General features: G+C 55.8%; 17 protein-coding genes. 4 read left to right on the top strand and 13 right to left on the bottom strand.

All coding sequences use genetic code 11. The features are described from left to right. The 7 genes from OSC10802_RS39650 to OSC10802_RS39640 form a co-directional block, all read right to left on the bottom strand. Nucleotides 1-262, bottom strand: a 262-nt coding sequence (locus OSC10802_RS39650; RefSeq protein WP_198525096.1) for an anti-sigma factor family protein, incomplete at its 3' end; no start/stop codon positions are given. After that, on the bottom strand, nt 216-842 hold the full coding sequence (locus OSC10802_RS44235) for an anti-sigma factor family protein (RefSeq protein ID WP_017716839.1): 627 nt from the start codon (nt 840-842) through the stop codon (nt 216-218). The genes OSC10802_RS39650 and OSC10802_RS44235, both read right to left, overlap by 47 nt. A 145-nt stretch (nt 843-987) precedes the next feature. Beyond that, nucleotides 988-1,650, bottom strand: a complete 663-nt coding sequence (locus OSC10802_RS0111075; protein ID WP_017716838.1) for a sigma-70 family RNA polymerase sigma factor — start codon at nt 1,648-1,650, stop codon at nt 988-990. Nucleotides 1,651-1,878: 228 nt separating this feature from the next. Next, complete coding sequence (locus tag OSC10802_RS0111070; protein ID WP_017716837.1) at nt 1,879-2,379, bottom strand: molybdenum cofactor biosynthesis protein MoaE; 501 nt, start codon at nt 2,377-2,379, stop codon at nt 1,879-1,881. Between the two features lie 79 nt (nt 2,380-2,458). Further along, nucleotides 2,459-3,448, bottom strand: coding sequence for an aspartate carbamoyltransferase catalytic subunit (locus OSC10802_RS0111065; RefSeq protein WP_017716836.1), 990 nt, complete (start codon nt 3,446-3,448; stop codon nt 2,459-2,461). Nucleotides 3,449-3,650: 202 nt separating this feature from the next. Beyond that, the gene (mgtE, locus tag OSC10802_RS0111060; protein WP_017716835.1) at nt 3,651-5,006 is read right to left on the bottom strand and encodes a magnesium transporter; all 1,356 of its coding nucleotides are present in this window, start codon (nt 5,004-5,006) and stop codon (nt 3,651-3,653) included. Between the two features lie 265 nt (nt 5,007-5,271). Then, a complete protein-coding gene (locus tag OSC10802_RS39640) occupies nt 5,272-5,940 on the bottom strand; it encodes a DNA-3-methyladenine glycosylase (RefSeq protein ID WP_017716834.1) in 669 nt (222 codons plus the stop codon). 32 nt (nt 5,941-5,972) lie between these two features. Between OSC10802_RS39640 and OSC10802_RS55540 the strand changes: the two genes are divergently transcribed. Then, nucleotides 5,973-6,095, top strand: a complete 123-nt coding sequence (locus OSC10802_RS55540; RefSeq protein WP_017716833.1) for a DUF8629 family protein — start codon at nt 5,973-5,975, stop codon at nt 6,093-6,095. Between the two features lie 271 nt (nt 6,096-6,366). On the opposite strand, the gene OSC10802_RS0111045 is transcribed toward OSC10802_RS55540, so the two are convergent. From OSC10802_RS0111045 to OSC10802_RS0111020, 5 genes are all read right to left on the bottom strand, one after another. After that, nucleotides 6,367-6,948 carry a bilin-binding protein gene (locus OSC10802_RS0111045; protein WP_017716832.1) on the bottom strand — a complete coding sequence of 194 codons (582 nt, stop codon included), beginning with the start codon at nt 6,946-6,948 and terminating at the stop codon, nt 6,367-6,369. Beyond that, entirely contained in the window at nt 6,929-7,837 is a 909-nt protein-coding gene (locus OSC10802_RS0111040) for a HEAT repeat domain-containing protein (RefSeq protein WP_017716831.1), read from the bottom strand. Before OSC10802_RS0111040 ends, OSC10802_RS0111045 begins: the two co-directional genes overlap by 20 nt. Nucleotides 7,838-7,840: 3 nt before the next feature. Then, a complete protein-coding gene (locus OSC10802_RS0111035; protein WP_017716830.1) occupies nt 7,841-8,092 on the bottom strand; it encodes a DUF8630 family protein in 252 nt (83 codons plus the stop codon). Nucleotides 8,093-8,977: 885 nt separating this feature from the next. Then, nucleotides 8,978-9,784 (bottom strand): Uma2 family endonuclease, encoded by an 807-nt coding sequence (locus tag OSC10802_RS0111025; RefSeq protein ID WP_044170807.1) that lies wholly within the window; start codon nt 9,782-9,784, stop codon nt 8,978-8,980. 389 nt (nt 9,785-10,173) lie between these two features. Continuing rightward, nucleotides 10,174-13,545, bottom strand: coding sequence for a tetratricopeptide repeat protein (locus OSC10802_RS0111020; protein ID WP_017716827.1), 3,372 nt, complete (start codon nt 13,543-13,545; stop codon nt 10,174-10,176). A 219-nt stretch (nt 13,546-13,764) separates the two neighbouring features. Here OSC10802_RS0111020 and OSC10802_RS39630 point away from each other — a divergent pair, with 219 nt between their 5' ends. The 3 genes from OSC10802_RS39630 to corA all read left to right on the top strand — a co-directional run bounded on the left by OSC10802_RS39630 (nt 13,765) and on the right by corA (nt 17,942). After that, nucleotides 13,765-14,049, top strand: coding sequence for a hypothetical protein (locus OSC10802_RS39630; protein ID WP_017716826.1), 285 nt, complete (start codon nt 13,765-13,767; stop codon nt 14,047-14,049). A gap of 90 nt (nt 14,050-14,139) precedes the next feature. After that, nucleotides 14,140-16,383, top strand: coding sequence for a caspase family protein (locus OSC10802_RS0111010; protein WP_017716825.1), 2,244 nt, complete (start codon nt 14,140-14,142; stop codon nt 16,381-16,383). 389 nt (nt 16,384-16,772) lie between these two features. Continuing rightward, nucleotides 16,773-17,942: a magnesium/cobalt transporter CorA gene (gene corA / locus OSC10802_RS0111005; RefSeq protein WP_017716824.1), complete on the top strand. Its 1,170-nt coding sequence runs from the start codon at nt 16,773-16,775 to the stop codon at nt 17,940-17,942. Nucleotides 17,943-17,982: 40 nt separating this feature from the next. Here corA and OSC10802_RS49490 read toward each other — a convergent pair whose 3' ends face one another. Next, nucleotides 17,983-18,159 (bottom strand): hypothetical protein, encoded by a 177-nt coding sequence (locus tag OSC10802_RS49490; RefSeq protein ID WP_155967569.1) that lies wholly within the window; start codon nt 18,157-18,159, stop codon nt 17,983-17,985. Between the last annotated feature and the right edge of the window lie 68 nt (nt 18,160-18,227).

The raw sequence follows: 18,227 nt of genomic DNA, 5'->3' as shown, positions 1-18,227 counted from the left end.
CTGACTGCGCTTGGCTGTCGAGCTTGGCGAACACCCCTTCCAGGGTTCGCTCGGCACAGAGCAGCGCCGCCGGTGCCGGCATGGCCTCTATTTCCTGGCGCAGCGCTAGCAGTTGAGCGTGCGAACGCTGTACCGCCGGCTCGCTTGAGAGCCACTCTTCCACACGCCTGCGTTCCGCTGCTGTCACCTCCCCGTCGAGGTAGGCGCTCACCAGTTCAAACCTGTCGGCATCGAGCGCCTGCGCCCCCGCTGGTTGCCGCAACGCTGTCCAGCTTGGCGAACACCAGCTCCAGAGTTTGCTCCACCGATTGCTGCTGAGCTGGTGCCGGCATTCTCCCTATTCCGTGGCGCAGATTCAGCAGTTGGGCGCGGCATAGCTGTACCGCCGGCTCGCCGTCGAGCCACTCCTCCACTTGCCTGCCCTCTGATGCTGTCACCTCCCCGTCGAGGTAGGCGCTCACCAGTTCAAACCTGTCGGCATCGAGCGCCTGCGCCCCGCTGGTTGCCGCAACGCTGTCCAGCTTGGCGAACACCAGCTCCAGAGTTTGCTCCACCGATTGCTGCTGAGCTGGTGCCGGCATTCTCCCTATTCCGTGGCGCAGATTCAGCAGTTGGGCGCGGCATAGCTGTACCGCCGGCTCGCCGTCGAGCCACTCCTCCACTTGCCTGCCCTCTGATGCTGTCACCTCCCCGTCGAGGTAGGCGCTCAGCAACTCAAAGCGTTCTTCTTTTAGCCCTCTAACAGCATCTGTACCGTCGGGGTGACTGCCGCTGTTTCCTGCTGGCAAATCCCCTTGGAAATGCTGTCTGGAATCGTCATAGAACTCAAAGTTAGGGGTCATTGGAACACCACCACCAACTCAAAATGGGTAAAGCACCCGGATTGATCTTTAAAATTTACTTTACTTGCCAGCGGACGGTTGCTGCGTGCGCTCCAGTCTCCTGTGCGCAAGCCACCTTCAACCCAGCCCCCTTTGCCTTTCCAGACTACCGCCCCTCCAAATAGTTTTGCAGTTGGAATTGCAGCCGCTGGCGGGCTCTAGCAATTCTAGACTTTACGGTTCCCAGGGAGACGCCAGTGAGTTCGGCAATCTCCTCGTAGGCCATCCCTTCAATTTCTCTGAGCACTATTGTAGTGCGGAACACCTCCGGCAGGTCAGCTATCGCTTCCCGGAGCCGGTCGTAGAACTCTGCGGTGGTCAGATTTTCTTCTGGTCCTGGATCGTCGGAGGCAATTTCCCAGTCCATCTCCCCGTCTTCAACCTGGCGGGGGGCGTCGAGAGACAGCGGATCGCGAACCCGTTTGCGCTTGCGCAACTCGTCATAGAAGAGGTTGGTCGCAATGCGGCTCAACCAGCCCCGGAACTTGACTGGATCGTTCAGCCGCTTGATGTTGCGGTACACCCGAATCCAGACTTCCTGAGCCAAATCCGCCCGGTCCTGCCAGTCAGGTGCCAGGTGGTACAAAACTTTTTCTATATGGGACTGATACCGGCGCAGCAATTCGGCGAATGCAGCCCGGTCGGGGTTCAGCCCCTCTTGACACCGCACAACCAAGTCGTAGTTAGAAAGTTTTTCTGCTGGAACAGGCACTTGATGGAACGCTGCCTCACCGGTCTTTGACCAAGATAAAGGAAGAGACTGACTCATTGGCGGAATTGCCTTTTTAACATTCCACCATTGATGACGCTGCTATTTGAGAAAAGTTCCCGACGGGTAAAAGTCGGCTCTTCCGGGCGGGCTCACCTTAGATTTGGGCTGGACTGCTTTTCTCTTTGTGGGCCCGCCCCGACACGGATGGGGCAGCAGACGGGCGATCCCGGTGCTCTAGCCCTATCCTGCCTGCTTTTGCAGCGCCAAAAAAATAATAATTTGATTCTAGCAGTTCGCAGCTCCTGCTTCCAAGCAGGCTCCGATACTCACCCACCTGCCCTCACCGTCGCGAGCGTGTTCTTTTTTCCAGATCGGGGCGCTGTGCTTGAGGGTGTCAATCGCATACTGGCACGCTGCAAATGCCTCCCCTCGGTGGGGGCAGCCCACGGCCACCAGGACGCTGATTTCACCCACCTGCAGGCGACCGGTGCGGTGGTGAATCACGACTCTACTCACATCGGGCCACTGGCGGCGGATCTCGGCGGCAATTTGACTGAACACCCGCAGCGCCATTGGTTCGTAGGCTTGATACTCTAGCGCTACCACCGGCTTGCCACCGGTTTGGTTGCGAACTGTCCCGCTCATCAGCACCACGGCTCCGTTGCCCGGATCGTCCGCCAGGGCGTAGACTTCTTCCAGGGACAGGGGAGCAAAGGTGATGGCCAAACTATCTTTGCCCTGTCTCTGACTGGGAGGGTTGAAAGGTATTGCGGTTGCAAAATTCATCTCTCGTTGCTATAATAATAAGTTATGGTGTTGCGGGCGAAGGATTTCTCTCAGGTGAATCCTGGAAACGGGATTGAAACTAAACTTTGCCGCCGCCCATCAGGTACAGCAGGGCCATGCGGACAGCGACGCCGCTGGTGACTTGCTGGGAAATTAAGCTAAATTCTGGGTCGTCCATCAAGTCAGAAGCGATCTCTACGCCACGGTTGACCGGCCCGGGGTGGAGTACCTTAACATTTGGCTTGCAGAGCTTCAAACGAGCGCGGGTAATGCCAAACAGCTGATGGTACTCCCGCAAACTGGGCAGCAGGTTCTGGTCCATGCGCTCCTTTTGCAGGCGCAAGGTCATGACAAAATCGGCATCATCGAGGGCCGGCTCGACTGTCCAGTGGAGGGACAGTTTTCCTGGCCTGCCGGCACCCATTTGGGCAAACAGCGTCGGGCAAAGGGTTGGAGGGCCAGCGAGATGCACTTCAGCACCGCTCGCCGTCAAGCTCCAGATATTCGACCTCGCCACCCGCGAGTGCAGGATATCTCCCACAATAGCGATTTTTTTGCCGTTCAAGAGGTCGAGTGCGGGCCGGTCGGGATCTAGGAGCGAGCAAATGGTAAACAGGTCGAGCAATGCTTGCGAGGGGTGTTCGTGCTGGCCATCACCGGCATTGAGGATGCCGACTCGGGCCTCTAGCCGGTCCATCTCCATTGCTATCGCTTGCGGCACACCGGCTTGCTGGTGGCGGATCACCATCATGTCGGTTCCCATCGCCAGATAGGTTTTGGCCGTATCCAGGATGGTTTCCCCTTTGGTCAGGGAAGAGGTTGCCGGTGCGAAATTCAGCGTGTCGGCGGACAGGCGCTTCGCCGCCAGCTCAAAACTGCTGCGGGTGCGGGTGGAGGGTTCAAAAAACAAATTCGCCACCAGCTGGCCCTGGAGGGTGGGCACTTTCTTCAGCCGGCGAGAGAGGACTTCCCGAAAGCTGCTTGCCGTCTGCAGCACGATGCTGTATTCATCCGCACTAAAGTCAGCGAGGGACAGAACGTGGCGGCGAGTCCAAGTGGTCGTAGCCATAATTAAGACTTATTTTGGATTTTAGATTTTGTATGCATGGATTCCCCCGGGCCATCAAGGGCGTTTCGCCGGCTGTTTTTAAATAGTATTAATTTCACTTTTTATAAAAAACCCAAATTAAAAAGGAAAAGGGAAAAGAAAAAGAATCTGAATTTTACCTCTTTCTTGTTCTTTGTTCCTTGTTCCTTTTTAGTTTCTTTGGTCAGGGCTGTAAATGGAGGACATTCAAGCTGAACGAAATTATCGACAGGAACAGCATGAACCCAACTGCATCGAGCAGGGTGGTCAGCAGTGGGCCGCTGATCAGGGCGGGGTCCAGCTTGAGGCGCTTGAAAGCCATTGGCAGCAGGGTTCCCAGCGTCACGGCCACTAAGACATTCATGGCCATCACCAGTCCAGCAACAAACCCGACCCACCGCTCTTGGGGGGCAGTCCAAATCAAAGATAGCAGGATCAGGGTGACACCCAAACATAAAGCGGTGCCCAACCCGGCCAGAATTTCCTTGCGGAGAATTTTCGGGGTGTCCAGGGGCGTTACCTCTCCCACGCCCAGCCCCCGGATGGTCACGGTGAGGGCTTGAATGCCCACCGTGCCGCCGGTGTTGGAGAAAATTGGCATGATCACGGCCAGCACCGGCACGTGGGCAATCACCGCCTGAAAGGGAGCAATGGCGCTGGCGGCTCCGATATAGAGGGCCATCACTCCCAGCAGCCAGGGCAGCCGCTTGGTGAGTGTCACCTGGGGGGGAGACAGGGCACCTTCGTCACCGCCGCTGACGCCGGCCAGTTTTTGGATGTCTTCTGTGGCTTCTTCTTCTAGAATGTCGATTACGTCGTCGATGGTGACAATCCCGACGAGCCGGTCTTCCCGGTCAACCACCGGCAGCGCTATCAGGTCATAGCGCTTCATCAGCTGGGCCACCTCTTCTTTCGGGCTTTCGGTGCGCACTTTGATGACGCGCTCGCTGGCAATATCTTTGATTAGAGCCTCGGGAAGGGAAAACAGCAGCTGCCGCAGGGACACGACGCGCACCAGTTTGCGGCTGTCATCTGTGACGTAGGCGTAGTAAATGCTTTCTTTATCTCCGTCACTGCGGCGGATCTTGCTGAGGGCTTCCCCCACCGTCAGTCCTTGCCGCAGCCCGACGTATTCAGTGGTCATCACCCGACCGGCGGTGCCTTCCGGATACCCTAGAATGGTGGCCGTTGCCTGCCGCTGCTCTGGGCTGAGCTGCAGCAGCAGCCGCTTCACCACTCCCGCCGGCAGTTCGTCGAACAGGGCGGCTCGGTCATCGGGCTCCATTGCCTCCACAATCTGGCACACCTGCACGTCTTGCAGGGAGTTTATCAGTTCTTCTTGCACTTCTGGCGGCAGGTATTCAAAGACATCAATAGCTTGCGCTTTGTTGAGCAGGCGAAAGGCTATCGCCCGACGCCCCGCCGGCAGTTCAGCGATGTAATCACCGGCATCGACTGCCGGTAAGTGATTCAGGGCAGACTTGAGTTGATTTAATTCGGTAATGTCCGAAACAGACTGGCGCAGTTCCTGCGTGAGCATACAACCTCCTAAGTCTCCCCCGCGCTGGGAGACAATGCCCCCAGGCTAGAGGAGATTGATACTACTGTGAGGGGATGGACTTCGGTCCATAAATTCCGTAAAGTTCAACATCGCTTCCCCACCGGGGGAACCGCTAACGTGTATGCTAACTCCTGAGAGGAAAATCCACAATCCCTGCGGGCAGGTTATTTTTGTCCCGACTTAGGGACAACCGTCAGAGAAACCGGGTTTCTCTTCCTGGAACGAGGGCTGAAAGTCAAGACTGTCAAGACTTCTGCTTGAGAACCCCGGTTTCTGCTTTAGTCCTATTTGTCTTGTAGGGTTTGGAAACAGCCTGACAGTTAGCCACATACCACCGCCACGGCAACTCGGCACCGGCAGACAAGCCAATCCGGGTTGTTTGGACGAGGCGGATAACGTTATCCGCCAAATCCCGCTCAAACTCAGGAGTGCGGTGTTCCAGCCACACCGGCTCCCCTGGGCGCAACTCCACACCGTCTAGCTGCCGGTCAATCTGGAGGGCGCGGCACAGTTTGCCCGGTCCTGCCGCAATTCGGTGGGGTTTCGCTTGCTTGCGCCGGTCAATCCAAGACGGTACGGATTCCAGCTCCAAAGCCCGAATCAGGACAGCACTCGGCACCCCTTCCAGATCCGTGACGATATTCAAGCAGTGGTGGACGCCATAAATGAAATAGACGTAGGCCCTCCCAGCCGGCCCAAACATCACCTGATTGCGTTTGGTGCTACCCCGGTAACCGTGGCAGCCTGGATCTCCTGGGGCGTAGGCTTCGGTTTCCACGATTGCACCCCGGATGGTTTCCCCGTCGGGCATCTGGCGCACGAGGACGCACCCCAGCAGGTCGGGTGCTACCTCTATCGAGGGACGGGCCAGCCATGACGGTTCTACAATCCGGTCTGCTTGTGTTAAATTCATCAGGGTGGTTTAGCCAATTTTCCTGTTAGTCTATGGAAGTTAAGTTGATTCTAGCTGCACTGACGGCTGTTTTTATCCTGGGGAGCCTGTTCTTTGGCACCAAAAATGGATTCTACGATACGGACAAGTATCACGGGAATGGCTCTGCCCATTAAACCAAAGAATCTCTTCTCAGCAAAACACCATCTTAAGGGCGTGTTTATAAAGTAATTGTTGAGCGGCGAGTGGGGGCAAGAAACCGGGTTTCTTCTAGAGGAGAGCGCAGTTTTTCGGGCTTACCCACCGCAATAAACCCGGTTTCTTGTGGCTCCTACTTTTTCTTTATAAATTGCCCCTCAGGGGGGTGTTTTTTTATGCCGTTGTGGGGGCGGGTTTACAAAGATTCTCGGCTTCCCGGAAACGTTGCTGGTGAACCCGCCCCTACTTTTATGCCGTACCGGCACGAAAGTAACTCAGTTGAGTGATTAAATGGTCGAAATAGGGCGCGAGAGTCTGCTGCCGTTCGGGCAATCGCTTCAGACTGGCGGCTTTGAGATTCTCTAGCCCGAGCACCATCGCATCCAGGGGGACGCGCAATTCTTGGTAGAGCAGCTGCATGTAGTGCAGCCCTTCGGGACTGGTAAACTGGGTGCTGCCACCGGCAATCCCGTAGGTGATGCAGCGCAGGAAGTGCCAGAAATCCCGCCAGCAGGCTTCTGCGCGCGCCGGCGGATAGAGGTCGCCTCCCGGCTGGGTGAGATCGGGATATTGAGCTAAGACTTGCTCCCTGGCTTCGGCCACAATCTCAGCGGCGCTCTCGCGCAGGAACTGGGCGGCGCTGACGCAGGCGGCAGATGAGTGAGCCAGCAGTGGCGCTAAATCGGCGTCGGTGAGGTAGCGCCCTTCATCGTCAGCAGTTTGCAGGACCTCGATGATGTCGGGGGGGTGGGAGTTTTGCCAGCCGGCAAAGCTGACAATTCTGGCTTTGGGAATTAATTCTTTGGCTTTTTCACTGAGTTGGAAATTCATTGTCGGGGGGTGGGGAAACAAGTTTTGCCCGCTGGAGCAGGGAGAGGGCGACACCGGCTACTTGGCGCACGCCACCGTCTGGATCGCTGGCTTCTTTGGCTTGCAGGGGTTCTGTGGCGGCGGGATCGCCGATTTTGGCCAGCGCTAGGGCGGCGGCTTTTCTCACCTCTGCGGCGCTGTCGTCTATTAGCTCAATCAGCTGGGGGACCGCCGGCTGGTGCGCCAGTTGGCCCAGGGCGGCTGCGGCTTCGGCTCGCACCGCCGGCGCTGCATCGCTGAGGGCTGAGATTATAATGCCGGTGGAGCGCTCATCCCTTTGTTCTTGAGCGATATTGGCGATCGCACCGGCGGCGGCGCTGCGGACGTCTGCTGACTCGGAGTTCATCGCTTCGTACAGCGTTTCGGCAGCTCGCGCTCCAATGAACGCCAGCGCCCAAGCGGCGTGCCCTTTGGCTGTTTCCGCAGAGTCAGAGGCTATAACGTCCAGCAGTGCCGGCACTGCGGATGGCCCCATTTTGGCGAGGGCACCGGCTGCTGAGCTCCTGACAACGGTGTCGGCGTCGTTGAGCAGGGCGTTAATTAAGGTGGGAACAGCCTCCGGGTCGCTGATTTTGGCCAGCGCTTTGCCGCAAGACCGGCGCACCACTGGGTTGGGGTGATTGGCTAGGGCGTCTTGCAAATAGGGTGCTGCCGGTTGGCCAATTTTGCCGAACGCCTCTACAAATCCCAGTCTCACCATCCCCCGCCCATCGGCTAGGGATTCTACCATTGTGGCCAGCAGTTGCGTGTCAGCTGGGTCAAAGGTGCCAGCGGCGAGCTGGGCGCTGACGGATTCGAGCAACTCGTCTGTTTGTGCCGGTGCTGGCGCTTGGGTTTGAGAGTTAAGCATGGGTTACTGTACTGTTGAAGCAGCTTCCAAAGCGGCTTTCCGCGAGCGCAGATCCGAGAGCATGGCTTCAATCTGGGCGATTTCCGGATGGTTGGCTAGCTGCGCCATTGCCGTTTGCTTGGATATTTTGACTTTTTTCGCCATTTCCAGGAGATCGCTGACGATCCGCTCCCGGTAGCGCTCCAGCTCGGCCATCACTTCTTCTATTTCTTGCGCTTCTTGCGCCGGTGTGTTGGTTGGTGTGGGGTCAGACATATTGATCGCTTCCTGCTCAATTGCTATTGCAGTTCAGACTCGCTCTTTACTTTAGGGCATTTTGTAGCTGTTGCCAAAAAAATTTGGGGGCGGGTTTATTAATATTTTTTACAGGCGGCCAGCCTTTCTGGGGAAAGCCGCCCCGACAGCAGGGGCGCGGTATCCGCAGATGTCTGCGAGACAGAGCATATCTGCTTGCTCCGCCCCTGCACCGGCTGGCTGGTTAGTTTTACCTAGTTGATAGGAGGATGCCAATCTCGCGCAGGTTAAAAACCGGTTTTTGGGCCACAATAAACCCGGTTTCTGCCAGGGGGAAAATGAACCGCCGCCGTCAATGACCGCCAAGGGAATAGAAAAAGAAAGTCTGAAATTTTTCTGGCGTTGGGGTTGACAGAAACCGGCAGCTTGCGCTATCTTGGTAGTGTGAGAAAATGTGCCGGCATATAAGGTCGCCGGCTGGCCGGGAGAGATGCCGGTTGAGGCAATTAGCGCTGCAATTGAGAAGGGCTGCGGTTAAGGGGAGCATCCCGTTTTTGCATTGGCACATGGGCTCCGGCGATTAGAAATCGCGGCTATACAGACAAAGCCCGCCTGCGCGGGCTAAAGAAAGAGGCGGGTAAACTTTCTTATGCCGGCACTTTCGGAAAGCGGGAATACAAAAGTGGGATGCTCCCGTGGTTAAGCCCACCGGCACGCTAAGACAAGGCTTAGGTAAATATAGCCTTTCTCATATTAGTGAGGTACTGATAAACCCGGTTTCTTTAAGAAACCGGGTTTCTGGTCCTGAACATCAAGCAACCAGGTTTCTCTGAGAAAGCTGGTTCCTGAGACGAGCTGTGTTACGTTTAATTATGCCGGCTTACTTATCAGACGCGCAAGCCTTTTTCACTGGGGTAAGTCGCCAAAGCTTTCCCGATAGCGAGCGAGAAGAGCCTCCATTTCTTCCCGCCGCCGGCGCTCTTGCTCGGCGAGTTCTTCCGCTTGCTGTCGTGCGAGGCGCTCCTGTTCGGTGCGTTCCTCCGCTTGCTCTCGGGCGAGACGCTCCTGTTCGGCGCGTTCCTCCGCTTGCTGTCGCGCTTCGATTTCCTGCAAGAGTTCCTGAGTTTTCTGGCGCAGCGCCTCCGCTAGATCGGTAGGAACCAGCAATTTCTCGCCGGTATCCTCCCGGTAAAAGCCAATCAGTTTGTCCTCTACGGCTAACCGCAGTTGCAAAGGTTGGCTGCGACTGTCTGCAATGGGTTCGTAAGTTTCTCCCCGCAGGCGATAGCCGCGCAATTTTTCTTCGACCCACTCGCCTTTGGGGTCAAACAGCCAGTATTCCTTTACCTCTAATTGCTGGTACAGGTCTTTTTTTGAAAATCTATCCTGTTCTTCAGTGCCTTTTGATGTCATATCAAAGATGACTGCCGGCACTTGTCCTTCCTCCCAAATTTTGTAATTGTCCCGCCCTCCGGGGGCGACATCAAAAATCACCATCACGTCGGGGGCTACTCGCAATTTAGGGAAGCCTTGGGAGCAGTACAGGAACTGGTTGCCCAGAACAGTCGCCTGACGCCCTGCTAGGTATTGTTTGAGGACTTCTAGGGCTGTCAGTAATGCATACAAGTGGTCATACGTTTCGGCCACGGGTTCACCATCCGCACTGGGGTAGAAGACTTCGGTTTTTTGGGTTGGGGGTAAAATGGCAGTCATATTCAGGCCGGTGAGCATCTTAACTCTATTATATACTTTTCGCGCTGCCTTTCATCTGTGGCCTTGAAATGAACCGCTAAGACGCCAAGCTGCGCGTGCCGCGCCACTGCGCTAACGCCAAGGGAGGAGAAAGGGAGAAAGTCAGAAAATTTTATTGCGTTGGGGTTGACAGAAACCGGCATGTTGCGCTATCTTGGTATTGTGGGAAAAGGTGCCGGCATATAAGGTGGCCGGCAGGCGGGGAGAGGTGCCGGCAGGTCGTAAGAAACCGGCTTTCTTATGGGGGGGAAGCAGATATGTAATGGCACACGACCTGTAGGGCCGGCCCGCGTGGCCGCCCCCCAGTTTCTGCCGGCTTCAATAAACAATCTCCCATGTCTCCCGGCAACTCACCGCCAATCCCCTTGCAAAGTAAACGCCGCCCAGAAATAGGGTGATTTCCATTTGTCCTGTTTCCACATTTCCAGCTGCGCCTGTCGCAGGGCTTGCGCCACCGGCATCCCTTGTGATAGCATTTTAGTGTAGAAACTCGACATCAAGGCGGCGGTAGCCTCGTCGTCCACACTCCACAAAGAGACGACAAGACGGGGAGTGCCGGCATACATGAAACCGCGAGTTAAGCCCACCAAACCTTCGCCGCGCACGGAACCGCCCAAGCCGGTTTGACAGGCGGAAAGCACGACAACTTGGGCGTTTAAACTGAGGTTGAAAATGTCGTGCAGGCGCAAGAAGCCATCGACAAGATTGCCCTTGTCATCCACTAGGGAAAGCAAGACGCCCGAGAGTTCAGGGGCGCTGCTGCTGGCAAACCCGTGGGTGGCGAAATGCACGGCGCGGTACTGGGTTAAGTCGGTGTTGTTTAGGGTGGTTCGTGAGGCGTCAAAATCAAACGCTTGCATGGTTTGGGGTTTGGGGGCATTAGCGAGAATGGCTTCGGCTTCTTTGCGGGTGCCGGTGAGGCGGGGAATCGGGTGTTTGATGCCAACTGAATCGGCGGACCGGCTTGTTGTAAAGGTAAATAAGCGGGTTTCTTGCTGTGGGGGAGAAGGGTTGCCGGTGACGCGGGAGTCGTCGGGTTCAAATACTGGATCGGCTATGAGGGCGACGGTTTTAGGGGCGGGCTGTCGTGGCGAGTCTTGTCGCAAAATTGCCAGGGTAGAGGCGGAAGGCAGGTTGATGATTTCGTGGCTAACTAATAGCGGGGTTAAATCGTTTGGGGCGGGCGCGGGGGTAGGGGCGGGCGCGGGTGCCGGTAGTGCGGAAAAGGGGATGTAATTCAAGACGCCATCGGGAACGATGAGCAGGCGTTTCCCTGGGAGTTTATCGGCAACCTGCCCCAGCAGCATTTGACTGAGTTTGGCGACGGATGCGTTAACTTTGGGAATGTCGGGAGTGACGATTAAATTGCGACTTTCACCGCGATAGGCGGGATTTTGCATCAGCTGGTAGAAGGGCTCGGCAACCTTTTCGATTTCAGCGCGGGGGGGCAGTTCGTAGGCGGTTAAGCTGTCGGGAGTGACTGCCCAAAGGAAACTGCGATCTTTGCCGAGGGAGTATTGCAGCAGTAAGGTGTTTTTGTCGAGCAGTTGCTGCTGCACTTGTTGAGCAGTCAGGGGTTGGGGTTGGGTGAGGGCGGCGTAGCGGGGGCTGGTTTTGCGGATTTCTGCTCTGAGTTCATCAAGTTCTCGTAGCAGGTTATCGAGTTCTTGTTTAATGGCGGTTTCTTGCTGTTCTGTGTGTTCGCCGGAAAACAATTCCATCTGGCGTTTGGCGGTGGCGTTGATGCGCTGCTGCAAGTTGCTTTCTTTTTCACGCAATTGGGGGGTGATGCCTTGACGGATGTTAGCTTTGGCTTCGGTGAGAAGTTCCAGGAGGGTGCGGGCGCGGGCGCGTTCGCTGGCATTGAAGGCTTTGGCGTCGTATCCTTTATCGGGGTTTTGCCGGTGGAGTTCCATCAGCAAGTCGATGTAGAACTCGTAACCATTCTGGTTTTGAGCGAAGTAGGACTGCCGGAGTTTCTCGCTGTCGATTTTGGTACGCAGGTCTTCGATAATGGCAATGGCAGCTTCTATGTCAGTCAGTGCTTCCGTGAGGTTGCCCTGCCGGCGCTTGGTGACAGCGAGATTGCTGAGGGTGACTGCTTCCTCTTCCTTGTCCCCCACAAGCCGTGCCAGGGGCAGGGATTGGCTGTAGTAGTCCAGGGCTTTTTGCTTGTCCCCCAGGTCGTCGTAAACCATGCCGATATTGTTGAGGGTGCCGGCTTCCCCCTCCTTGTCCCCGACTTGCCGTCTCAGGGGCAGGGATTGGTTGAAGTAGTCCAGGGCTTTTTGCTTGTCCCCCAGGGCGTTGTAAACCGCGCCAATATTATTGAGGGTGGCGGCTTCCCCTGCCTTGTCCCCCACAAGCTGTGTCAGGGGCAGGGATTGGCTGTAGTAGTCCAGGGCTTTTTGCTTGTCCCCCAGGTCGTCGTAAACCAGGCCCATATTGTTTAGGGTGGCGGCTTCCCCTGCTTTGTCCCCCACAAGCCGTCTCAGGGGCAGAGATTGGCTGTAGTAGTCCAGAGCCCTTTGCTTGTCCCCCAGGGCGTCATAAACCCCGCCAATATTGGTGAGGGTGGTGGCTTCCCCTGCCTTGTCCCCCACAAGCCGCAACAGGGGCAGGGATTGGTTCAAGTAGTCCAGCGCCTTTTGCTTGTCCCCCAGGTCGGAGTAAACCGCGCCAATATTATTGAGGGTGGCGGCTTCCTGTGCCTTGTCCCCCACAAGCCGTGTCAGGGGCAGGGATTGGTTGAAGTAGTCCAGCGCCTTTTGCTTGTCCCCCAGGGCGTTGTAAACCGCGCCAATATTATTGAGGGTGGTGGCTTCCCCTGGCTTGTCCCCCACAAGCCGTGACAGGGGCAGGGATTGGCTGAAGTAGTCCAGCGCCTTTTGCTTGTCCCCCAGGTCGTCGTAAACCATGCCGATATTGTTGAGGGTGCCGGCTTCCCGTGCCTTGTCCCCCACTTGCCGGAACAGGGGCAGGGATTGGCTGAGGTAGGCCAGCGCCTTTTGCTTGTCCCCCAGGTCGGAGTAAACCCCGCCAATATTGTTGAGGGTGACGGCTTCCTGTCCCTTGTCCCCCACAAGCCGTGTCAGGGGCAGGGATTGGCTGTAGTAGTCCAGGGCTTTTTGCTTGTCCCCCAGGGAGGAGTAAATCGCGCCAATACCGGTGAGGGTGGCGGCTTCCCCTGCTTTCTCCCCCACTTGCCGGAAGAGGGGCAGGGATTGGTTCAAGCAGTCCAGCGCCTTTTGCTTGTCCCCCAGGTCGTTGTAAACCCCGCCAATATTGTTGAGGGTGGCGGCTTCCCCTGCCTTCTCCCCCACTTGCCGGAACAGGGGCAGGGATTGGCTGTAGTAGTCCAGCGCCTTTTGCTGGTCCCCTAGGTCGGAGTAAACCCGGCCCATCCCAAGCAGTGTTAGGGCTTCTCTTCCTGCATCCCCTGCGGCGCGGTACAGTTGGCGGGCAGCTTCCCACTTTTCCAAAGCCGCCCGTAAAGTTTCTGCCGTTCCCTGCTCAAATAGTTGCCCCCCCTCTAGCAACAGTCTGTCCGCTTCTGGACTGCTGCTATTTTGAGCTATCCTGCCATCCGCCTCCATGTCCGGTGCCAAGAGCCACCGCTCCCCACCGGCAGCACCGGCAACCGCCGGAGTTGACCCAATCAGCACACTGACGGATACCGCAAACCACCGGCAGCCGAATCCCGCAAACCACCCACGCGCCATAAGTGTTCTAAAGAAACGTTTAACCCAGCTCTAGCTTAGGGCCTTGCCTTCCCCCACAGTCAAACTCTTATAATTTTTTAAGCTTTCCTGAGAGAACAGGGGAAATTTTTGTGGTAAAAGTTGATAGCGTAAGTGAATTGCCCTGCCCCGTCCCTGTCTCTCGCCTTAGCCTTATGATGGGACTTAGTGAAGTCTTCCCGATTGACTGGAGTTTTAACGATGGTTTCAGGAGAACTGCTAGACACCTTGCAAGGGCTTGGCCGTGCGGATAAACTCTATATTATGCAGGTTTTGATATCGCAGTTAGCCCGAGAAGAGGCTGACCTGATCAAACCCGACCAATCCTACCCTGTTTGGTCGCCTTATGATGCTTTTGAAGCGGCAAATACCATGCTAGAAGTCCTGCAAGAGGTTAAAACTGAACGGGAGCACCCCGCCAATCTTGGAATCGGGTCGGTAAAACCCCCTAATATACAACCCCAAGTCCGCTTCGCGGACTGTTAAACCCGCGCAGGCGGGTTTCGTCTGTATAGCCGCGATTTCCAATCGCCCGGGCTCTAGCACTCAAACAGCTATGCTCAACGAATATACCCCATGACAAACATCAACCGCCGGCATTTTCTCCAAAGCGCAGGAGCCTTCCTAGCCGCCCTCGGATGGAGCCAACTCGACATCCAGCACCAAGCACTGCGCTACGCCAAAGTTCTCGCTCAAAGTACCCCTCGCAAACTCGCGCTCCTGATAGGAATCAATAACTATCAGACCACCGAACTTTCTCCCCTAAAAGGCTGCGAGACAGACGTAGAATTGCAGCGAGAGCTCCTGATAAACCGCTTCGGTTTCAATCCCAAAGACATTTTAACAGTCACCGGCAGCACCCAAATCAAACCCACACGCGCCGGAATTATCCAAGCTGTAGAAGAACACTTAATCAAACAAGCCAAACCCGGAGATGTGGCTGTCCTTCACTTTTCCGGACACGGCTCCAGAGTGATTAACCCCTACAATCCCTCAGGCGACGAGCGCGAAAAGCTCAACAGCACCTTCGTCCCCAGCGACCGCACCAAATCCCAAGCCGGCACCGAAGAAACCGTTTCCGATATCATGGGCGCAACGCTCTTTCTCTGGATGTCAGCCACCAGCACAGAAAACCTCACTGTTATCCTGGACAGCTGCCATTCCGGAGGCGGAAAACGGGGGAATTTAACCATTCGAGCCATCGGCGGCGGCGAGCAGCCTAGCGCTGAGGAAAAAGAGTATCACCGGCAGTGGCTATCCAAACTGGGACTCTCCCAAGAAAAGTTTATCAAAGAGCGAAACAGAGGCGTAGCCAAAGGAATTGTCATCGCCTCCGCCGCCGCCAATCAATACGCCGCCGACGCGCCCTTTGACGGGTTTGATGCCGGCGCTTTTACTTACACTCTAACACAATATCTGTGGCAGCAAACCGGCAACCGCGCCGCCGAAACTGTACTGGCAAATGTCTCTCGCACCACAGCACGCATTTCCTCAACTCAGCAAACTCCAGAAATGGAAGCCAAACCGGCAAGCAACAACCAAACCCAACCAACTTACTTCCTCCCCGCGCCCACACCCCCCGCAGAAGCCGTGATTCGCTCCGCTGCCGGCAAACAGGTGGAATTTTGGCTGGGAGGGATAGATCCGCAGTCCTTTGCAGCCTTTAATAAAGATTCCGTATTTGCTATAATAGACAGACAGGGACAGCCGCAAGGACTGATACAGCTAGAGTCGCGCCAGGGGTTGCTAGCGCGGGGAAAAGTGGTAGAATTAAAACAGGAGCAACTGCTGCAACCGGGGGCGCTATTGCAGGAACAGGCGAGAGCCATTCCCAGCGATTTGAAACTCCGCATCGGACTGGATGAGTCCTTGGGGAGCGAATTAAATGCAGCCAGAGAAGCGCTCGCCAAACTCGACCGGCTCGAACCCCTTCCTTTGGGTCAAACACAGGTCGAGTACATTTTTGGTAGAATGACAGAAGCGCAGCGCCAAGAATTGACAAAAGCCGGTGTTTCCGACAGTCCGCCGGCGGGGAGTTTGGGGCTGTACGCGCCGGGATTGGATTTAATTCCCGGTTCTTTTGGCGCAGCGGGAGAAACCGTCGCGCCGGCAATCGCTCGCCTGAAATCGAAATTCCGCTCCCTGCTGGCGGCGAGAATTGTCAAACTCACCCTCAATGCAGAATCCTCTCGCCTGAATGTCGCCGCCTCCATAAAAGTTATCGGGGGTGCAGAAACCCAGTTCGCCGCCACCGCCTTCACCCCCCGCACGCTAACTCAAACTGATAGCGCCCCTCCCCCAATTTCCAAAGCAATTCAGGTGGTGGGGGGGATTCCGCAACTTCCGATTGGAGTCCGGGTTCAGTGTGAAGTTGAAAATCGGGAAAAGCGGGATTTGTACGTCACATTGCTGGCAATTGACCCCACGGGAGAGTTGGCGGTGGTGTTTCCAAATAGCTGGACTGCCGGTGTTGACGCCGCGCTAGTGAAAGCGGGGGAAACGCGACAAATTCCTGACCCGGAGCGAGATGCGTTTAAACTGACGGTAGGGGAGCCGGTGGGAATATCGGAAGTTTTGGTGATTGCGAGTTTATCGCCTTTGCGCGAGTCGCTGCAGCGTTTGCAAAAGATTGCTGCCGGTAGAGCAATTCAATCGGGAATTTTGACTTTGGATGAGGAGTCTGTTTCTGCTGCTGACAGTTTCCTGGCTGATATTGATGTGAGGAGTCGCAACTTTGTTGTTTCTTTCGACCCCAATACCCGCGCTGCCAGGACTGAACAGTTAGCCGCGCTGTCAATTACTTATGCAGTGAGCCGGTGAACTTATACCGGTTGTCAGTTGCATGAACTATGGCCCAGAAACCCGGTTTCTTTAAGAAACCGGGTTTCTCTGTACCTCACAAACGATGAGAAACGCTATATACCACCAATTTTGGATTTTGGATTTTGGATTTTTTGCTACTTTCCTGGCTCTAGCCTCTATCTTTAGGGTGGGTTAGCGCTAGCGTAACCCACCCTATACCACAGTGTGCTGCCTAAGTCCTGTATGAAAAACCCTATAAAGTCAGCCAGGCGCAGGCTCCCACCTGACTGAGTGAGAAAACCTACCGGCTGGCGACGCCCTCACCGGCGGCGGCTGTGCGGTGGGGTCCGGAAGTGAAACAAAATCGCTTAAGATCGCACTAAGCAATCTTGTCCAAGTCAAACAGCATGGTAGAAAACCGCTTTCCGCCTTCCAGACTCCCCGCCCAACCCGCCGAGGAAGAAGAGGACTACTTTGAATACTTCTATGACGAACCGGGGAGTTCGCCGGGAACTCTCAGGCTTCCGCCAGACGCCTCACCGGCGACAATAGTGTTGATTGACTACAGCCAGACTAGCGCCACCCGCACGCATTTGGAAAACCCGCTATCCTGCCTTCCTTCCCTGGATACCGAGACGGTTTCTTGGGTGGATGTCATGGGTTTGGGCACTGAAGAGAATTGGCGTCAGCTGGGTGAGGTTTTCAAGTTGCACCCCCTCGTCCTGGAAGATATCGTCAACATTCCCCAGCGCCCTAAAGTGGAGGATCACGAAGACCATCTGCTGATTATTGCCCAGATGGTGATGCCCAAGGAAAGGAGTGGGGGCTTCTGGATTGAGCAAGTCAGTTTCATTTTAGGGAAACATTACCTGCTTACAGTGCAGGAGGAAGCCGAACACGATTGCTTTAAGCCGGTGCGCGACCGCATTCGTGCCGGCAAGGGCACGATCCGCCAGCGAGGGCCAGATTACCTAGCCTATGCCCTGCTGGATGCGATTATCGATGGCTTTTTCCCGGTTCTGGAAGAGTATGGCGAGCGCATTGAGGAATTAGAGGATGAAGTGGTGACTAACCCCACCCGAAACACGCTGGAAAAAATCTATCAAATCAGGCGGGAGTTGCTGGCTCTGCGCCGCGCAATTTGGCCGCAGCGCGATGCGATTAATACCCTGATCCGAGATGGCAGCCCTTTGATCAGTGCGGATGTGCGAATTTACCTGCGCGACTGTTACGACCACGCGGTTCAGGTTATGGAAATGGTGGAAACCTACCGGGAACTGGCAGGCGGCCTGATGGATGTCTATCTGTCTTCCATCAGCAATAAGATGAACGAGGTGATGAAGTTCCTCACCGTCATGTCCAGCATTTTTATCCCCTTAACCTTTATTGCCGGGATCTACGGCATGAACTTCAATACTGAAAAATCTCCCTGGAATATGCCGGAGCTAAACTGGCCTTTTGGCTACTTCCTCTGCTGGGGTGCTATGATAACAATTGCTGCCAGTCTCGTCTACTTCTTCAAGCGTCGCGGCTGGTTCGACAACTTCTCGACCGTCCGGACTGACTTAAAAAGGTAGGCGCAACAAGCAGGCTTAGAGCTGATTTATCAAGTAATTGTTAAGAGCGCCGGTGCCAGAAACCGGGTAACTTCTGCGAAACCCGGTTTCTTCGCTCAGCGCCAGAAACTGTCCCAGAACCGGTTAAAATCCTCACCGGCAAGTACAAATTCTCATGCGGGCGCTGGGGCTTCCGCCGGCGCTCACGCGGGGTGCCGGTGAAACCAAAACTCCCCACCGGCGCTCACCTCGCTTTTCCGAGACACCCCACCAGCCACCCAGATTCCCGCACCAGCCACCCACAAA

This window comes from Kamptonema formosum PCC 10802 (assembly GCF_000332335.1).
Taxonomy (GTDB): domain Bacteria; phylum Cyanobacteriota; class Cyanobacteriia; order Cyanobacteriales; family Oscillatoriaceae; genus Oscillatoria.
This window is presented reverse-complemented; position numbering and strand designations above follow the sequence as displayed.

Bases quoted from the DNA above. Each gene is read 5' to 3' on its own strand.
- OSC10802_RS44235 (WP_017716839.1), bottom strand. From the start codon at position 842: ATGACCCCTAACTTTGAGTTCTATGACGATTCCAGACAGCATTTCCAA.
- OSC10802_RS0111075 (WP_017716838.1), bottom strand. From the start codon at position 1,650: ATGAGTCAGTCTCTTCCTTTATCTTGGTCAAAGACCGGTGAGGCAGCG.
- OSC10802_RS0111070 (WP_017716837.1), bottom strand. From the start codon at position 2,379: ATGAATTTTGCAACCGCAATACCTTTCAACCCTCCCAGTCAGAGACAG.
- OSC10802_RS0111065 (WP_017716836.1), bottom strand. From the start codon at position 3,448: ATGGCTACGACCACTTGGACTCGCCGCCACGTTCTGTCCCTCGCTGAC.
- mgtE (WP_017716835.1), bottom strand. From the start codon at position 5,006: ATGCTCACGCAGGAACTGCGCCAGTCTGTTTCGGACATTACCGAATTA.
- OSC10802_RS39640 (WP_017716834.1), bottom strand. From the start codon at position 5,940: ATGAATTTAACACAAGCAGACCGGATTGTAGAACCGTCATGGCTGGCC.
- OSC10802_RS55540 (WP_017716833.1), top strand. From the start codon at position 5,973: ATGGAAGTTAAGTTGATTCTAGCTGCACTGACGGCTGTTTTTATCCTG.
- OSC10802_RS0111045 (WP_017716832.1), bottom strand. From the start codon at position 6,948: ATGAATTTCCAACTCAGTGAAAAAGCCAAAGAATTAATTCCCAAAGCC.
- OSC10802_RS0111040 (WP_017716831.1), bottom strand. From the start codon at position 7,837: ATGCTTAACTCTCAAACCCAAGCGCCAGCACCGGCACAAACAGACGAG.
- OSC10802_RS0111035 (WP_017716830.1), bottom strand. From the start codon at position 8,092: ATGTCTGACCCCACACCAACCAACACACCGGCGCAAGAAGCGCAAGAA.
- OSC10802_RS0111025 (WP_044170807.1), bottom strand. From the start codon at position 9,784: ATGACTGCCATTTTACCCCCAACCCAAAAAACCGAAGTCTTCTACCCC.
- OSC10802_RS0111020 (WP_017716827.1), bottom strand. From the start codon at position 13,545: ATGGCGCGTGGGTGGTTTGCGGGATTCGGCTGCCGGTGGTTTGCGGTA.
- OSC10802_RS39630 (WP_017716826.1), top strand. From the start codon at position 13,765: ATGGTTTCAGGAGAACTGCTAGACACCTTGCAAGGGCTTGGCCGTGCG.
- OSC10802_RS0111010 (WP_017716825.1), top strand. From the start codon at position 14,140: ATGACAAACATCAACCGCCGGCATTTTCTCCAAAGCGCAGGAGCCTTC.
- corA (WP_017716824.1), top strand. From the start codon at position 16,773: ATGGTAGAAAACCGCTTTCCGCCTTCCAGACTCCCCGCCCAACCCGCC.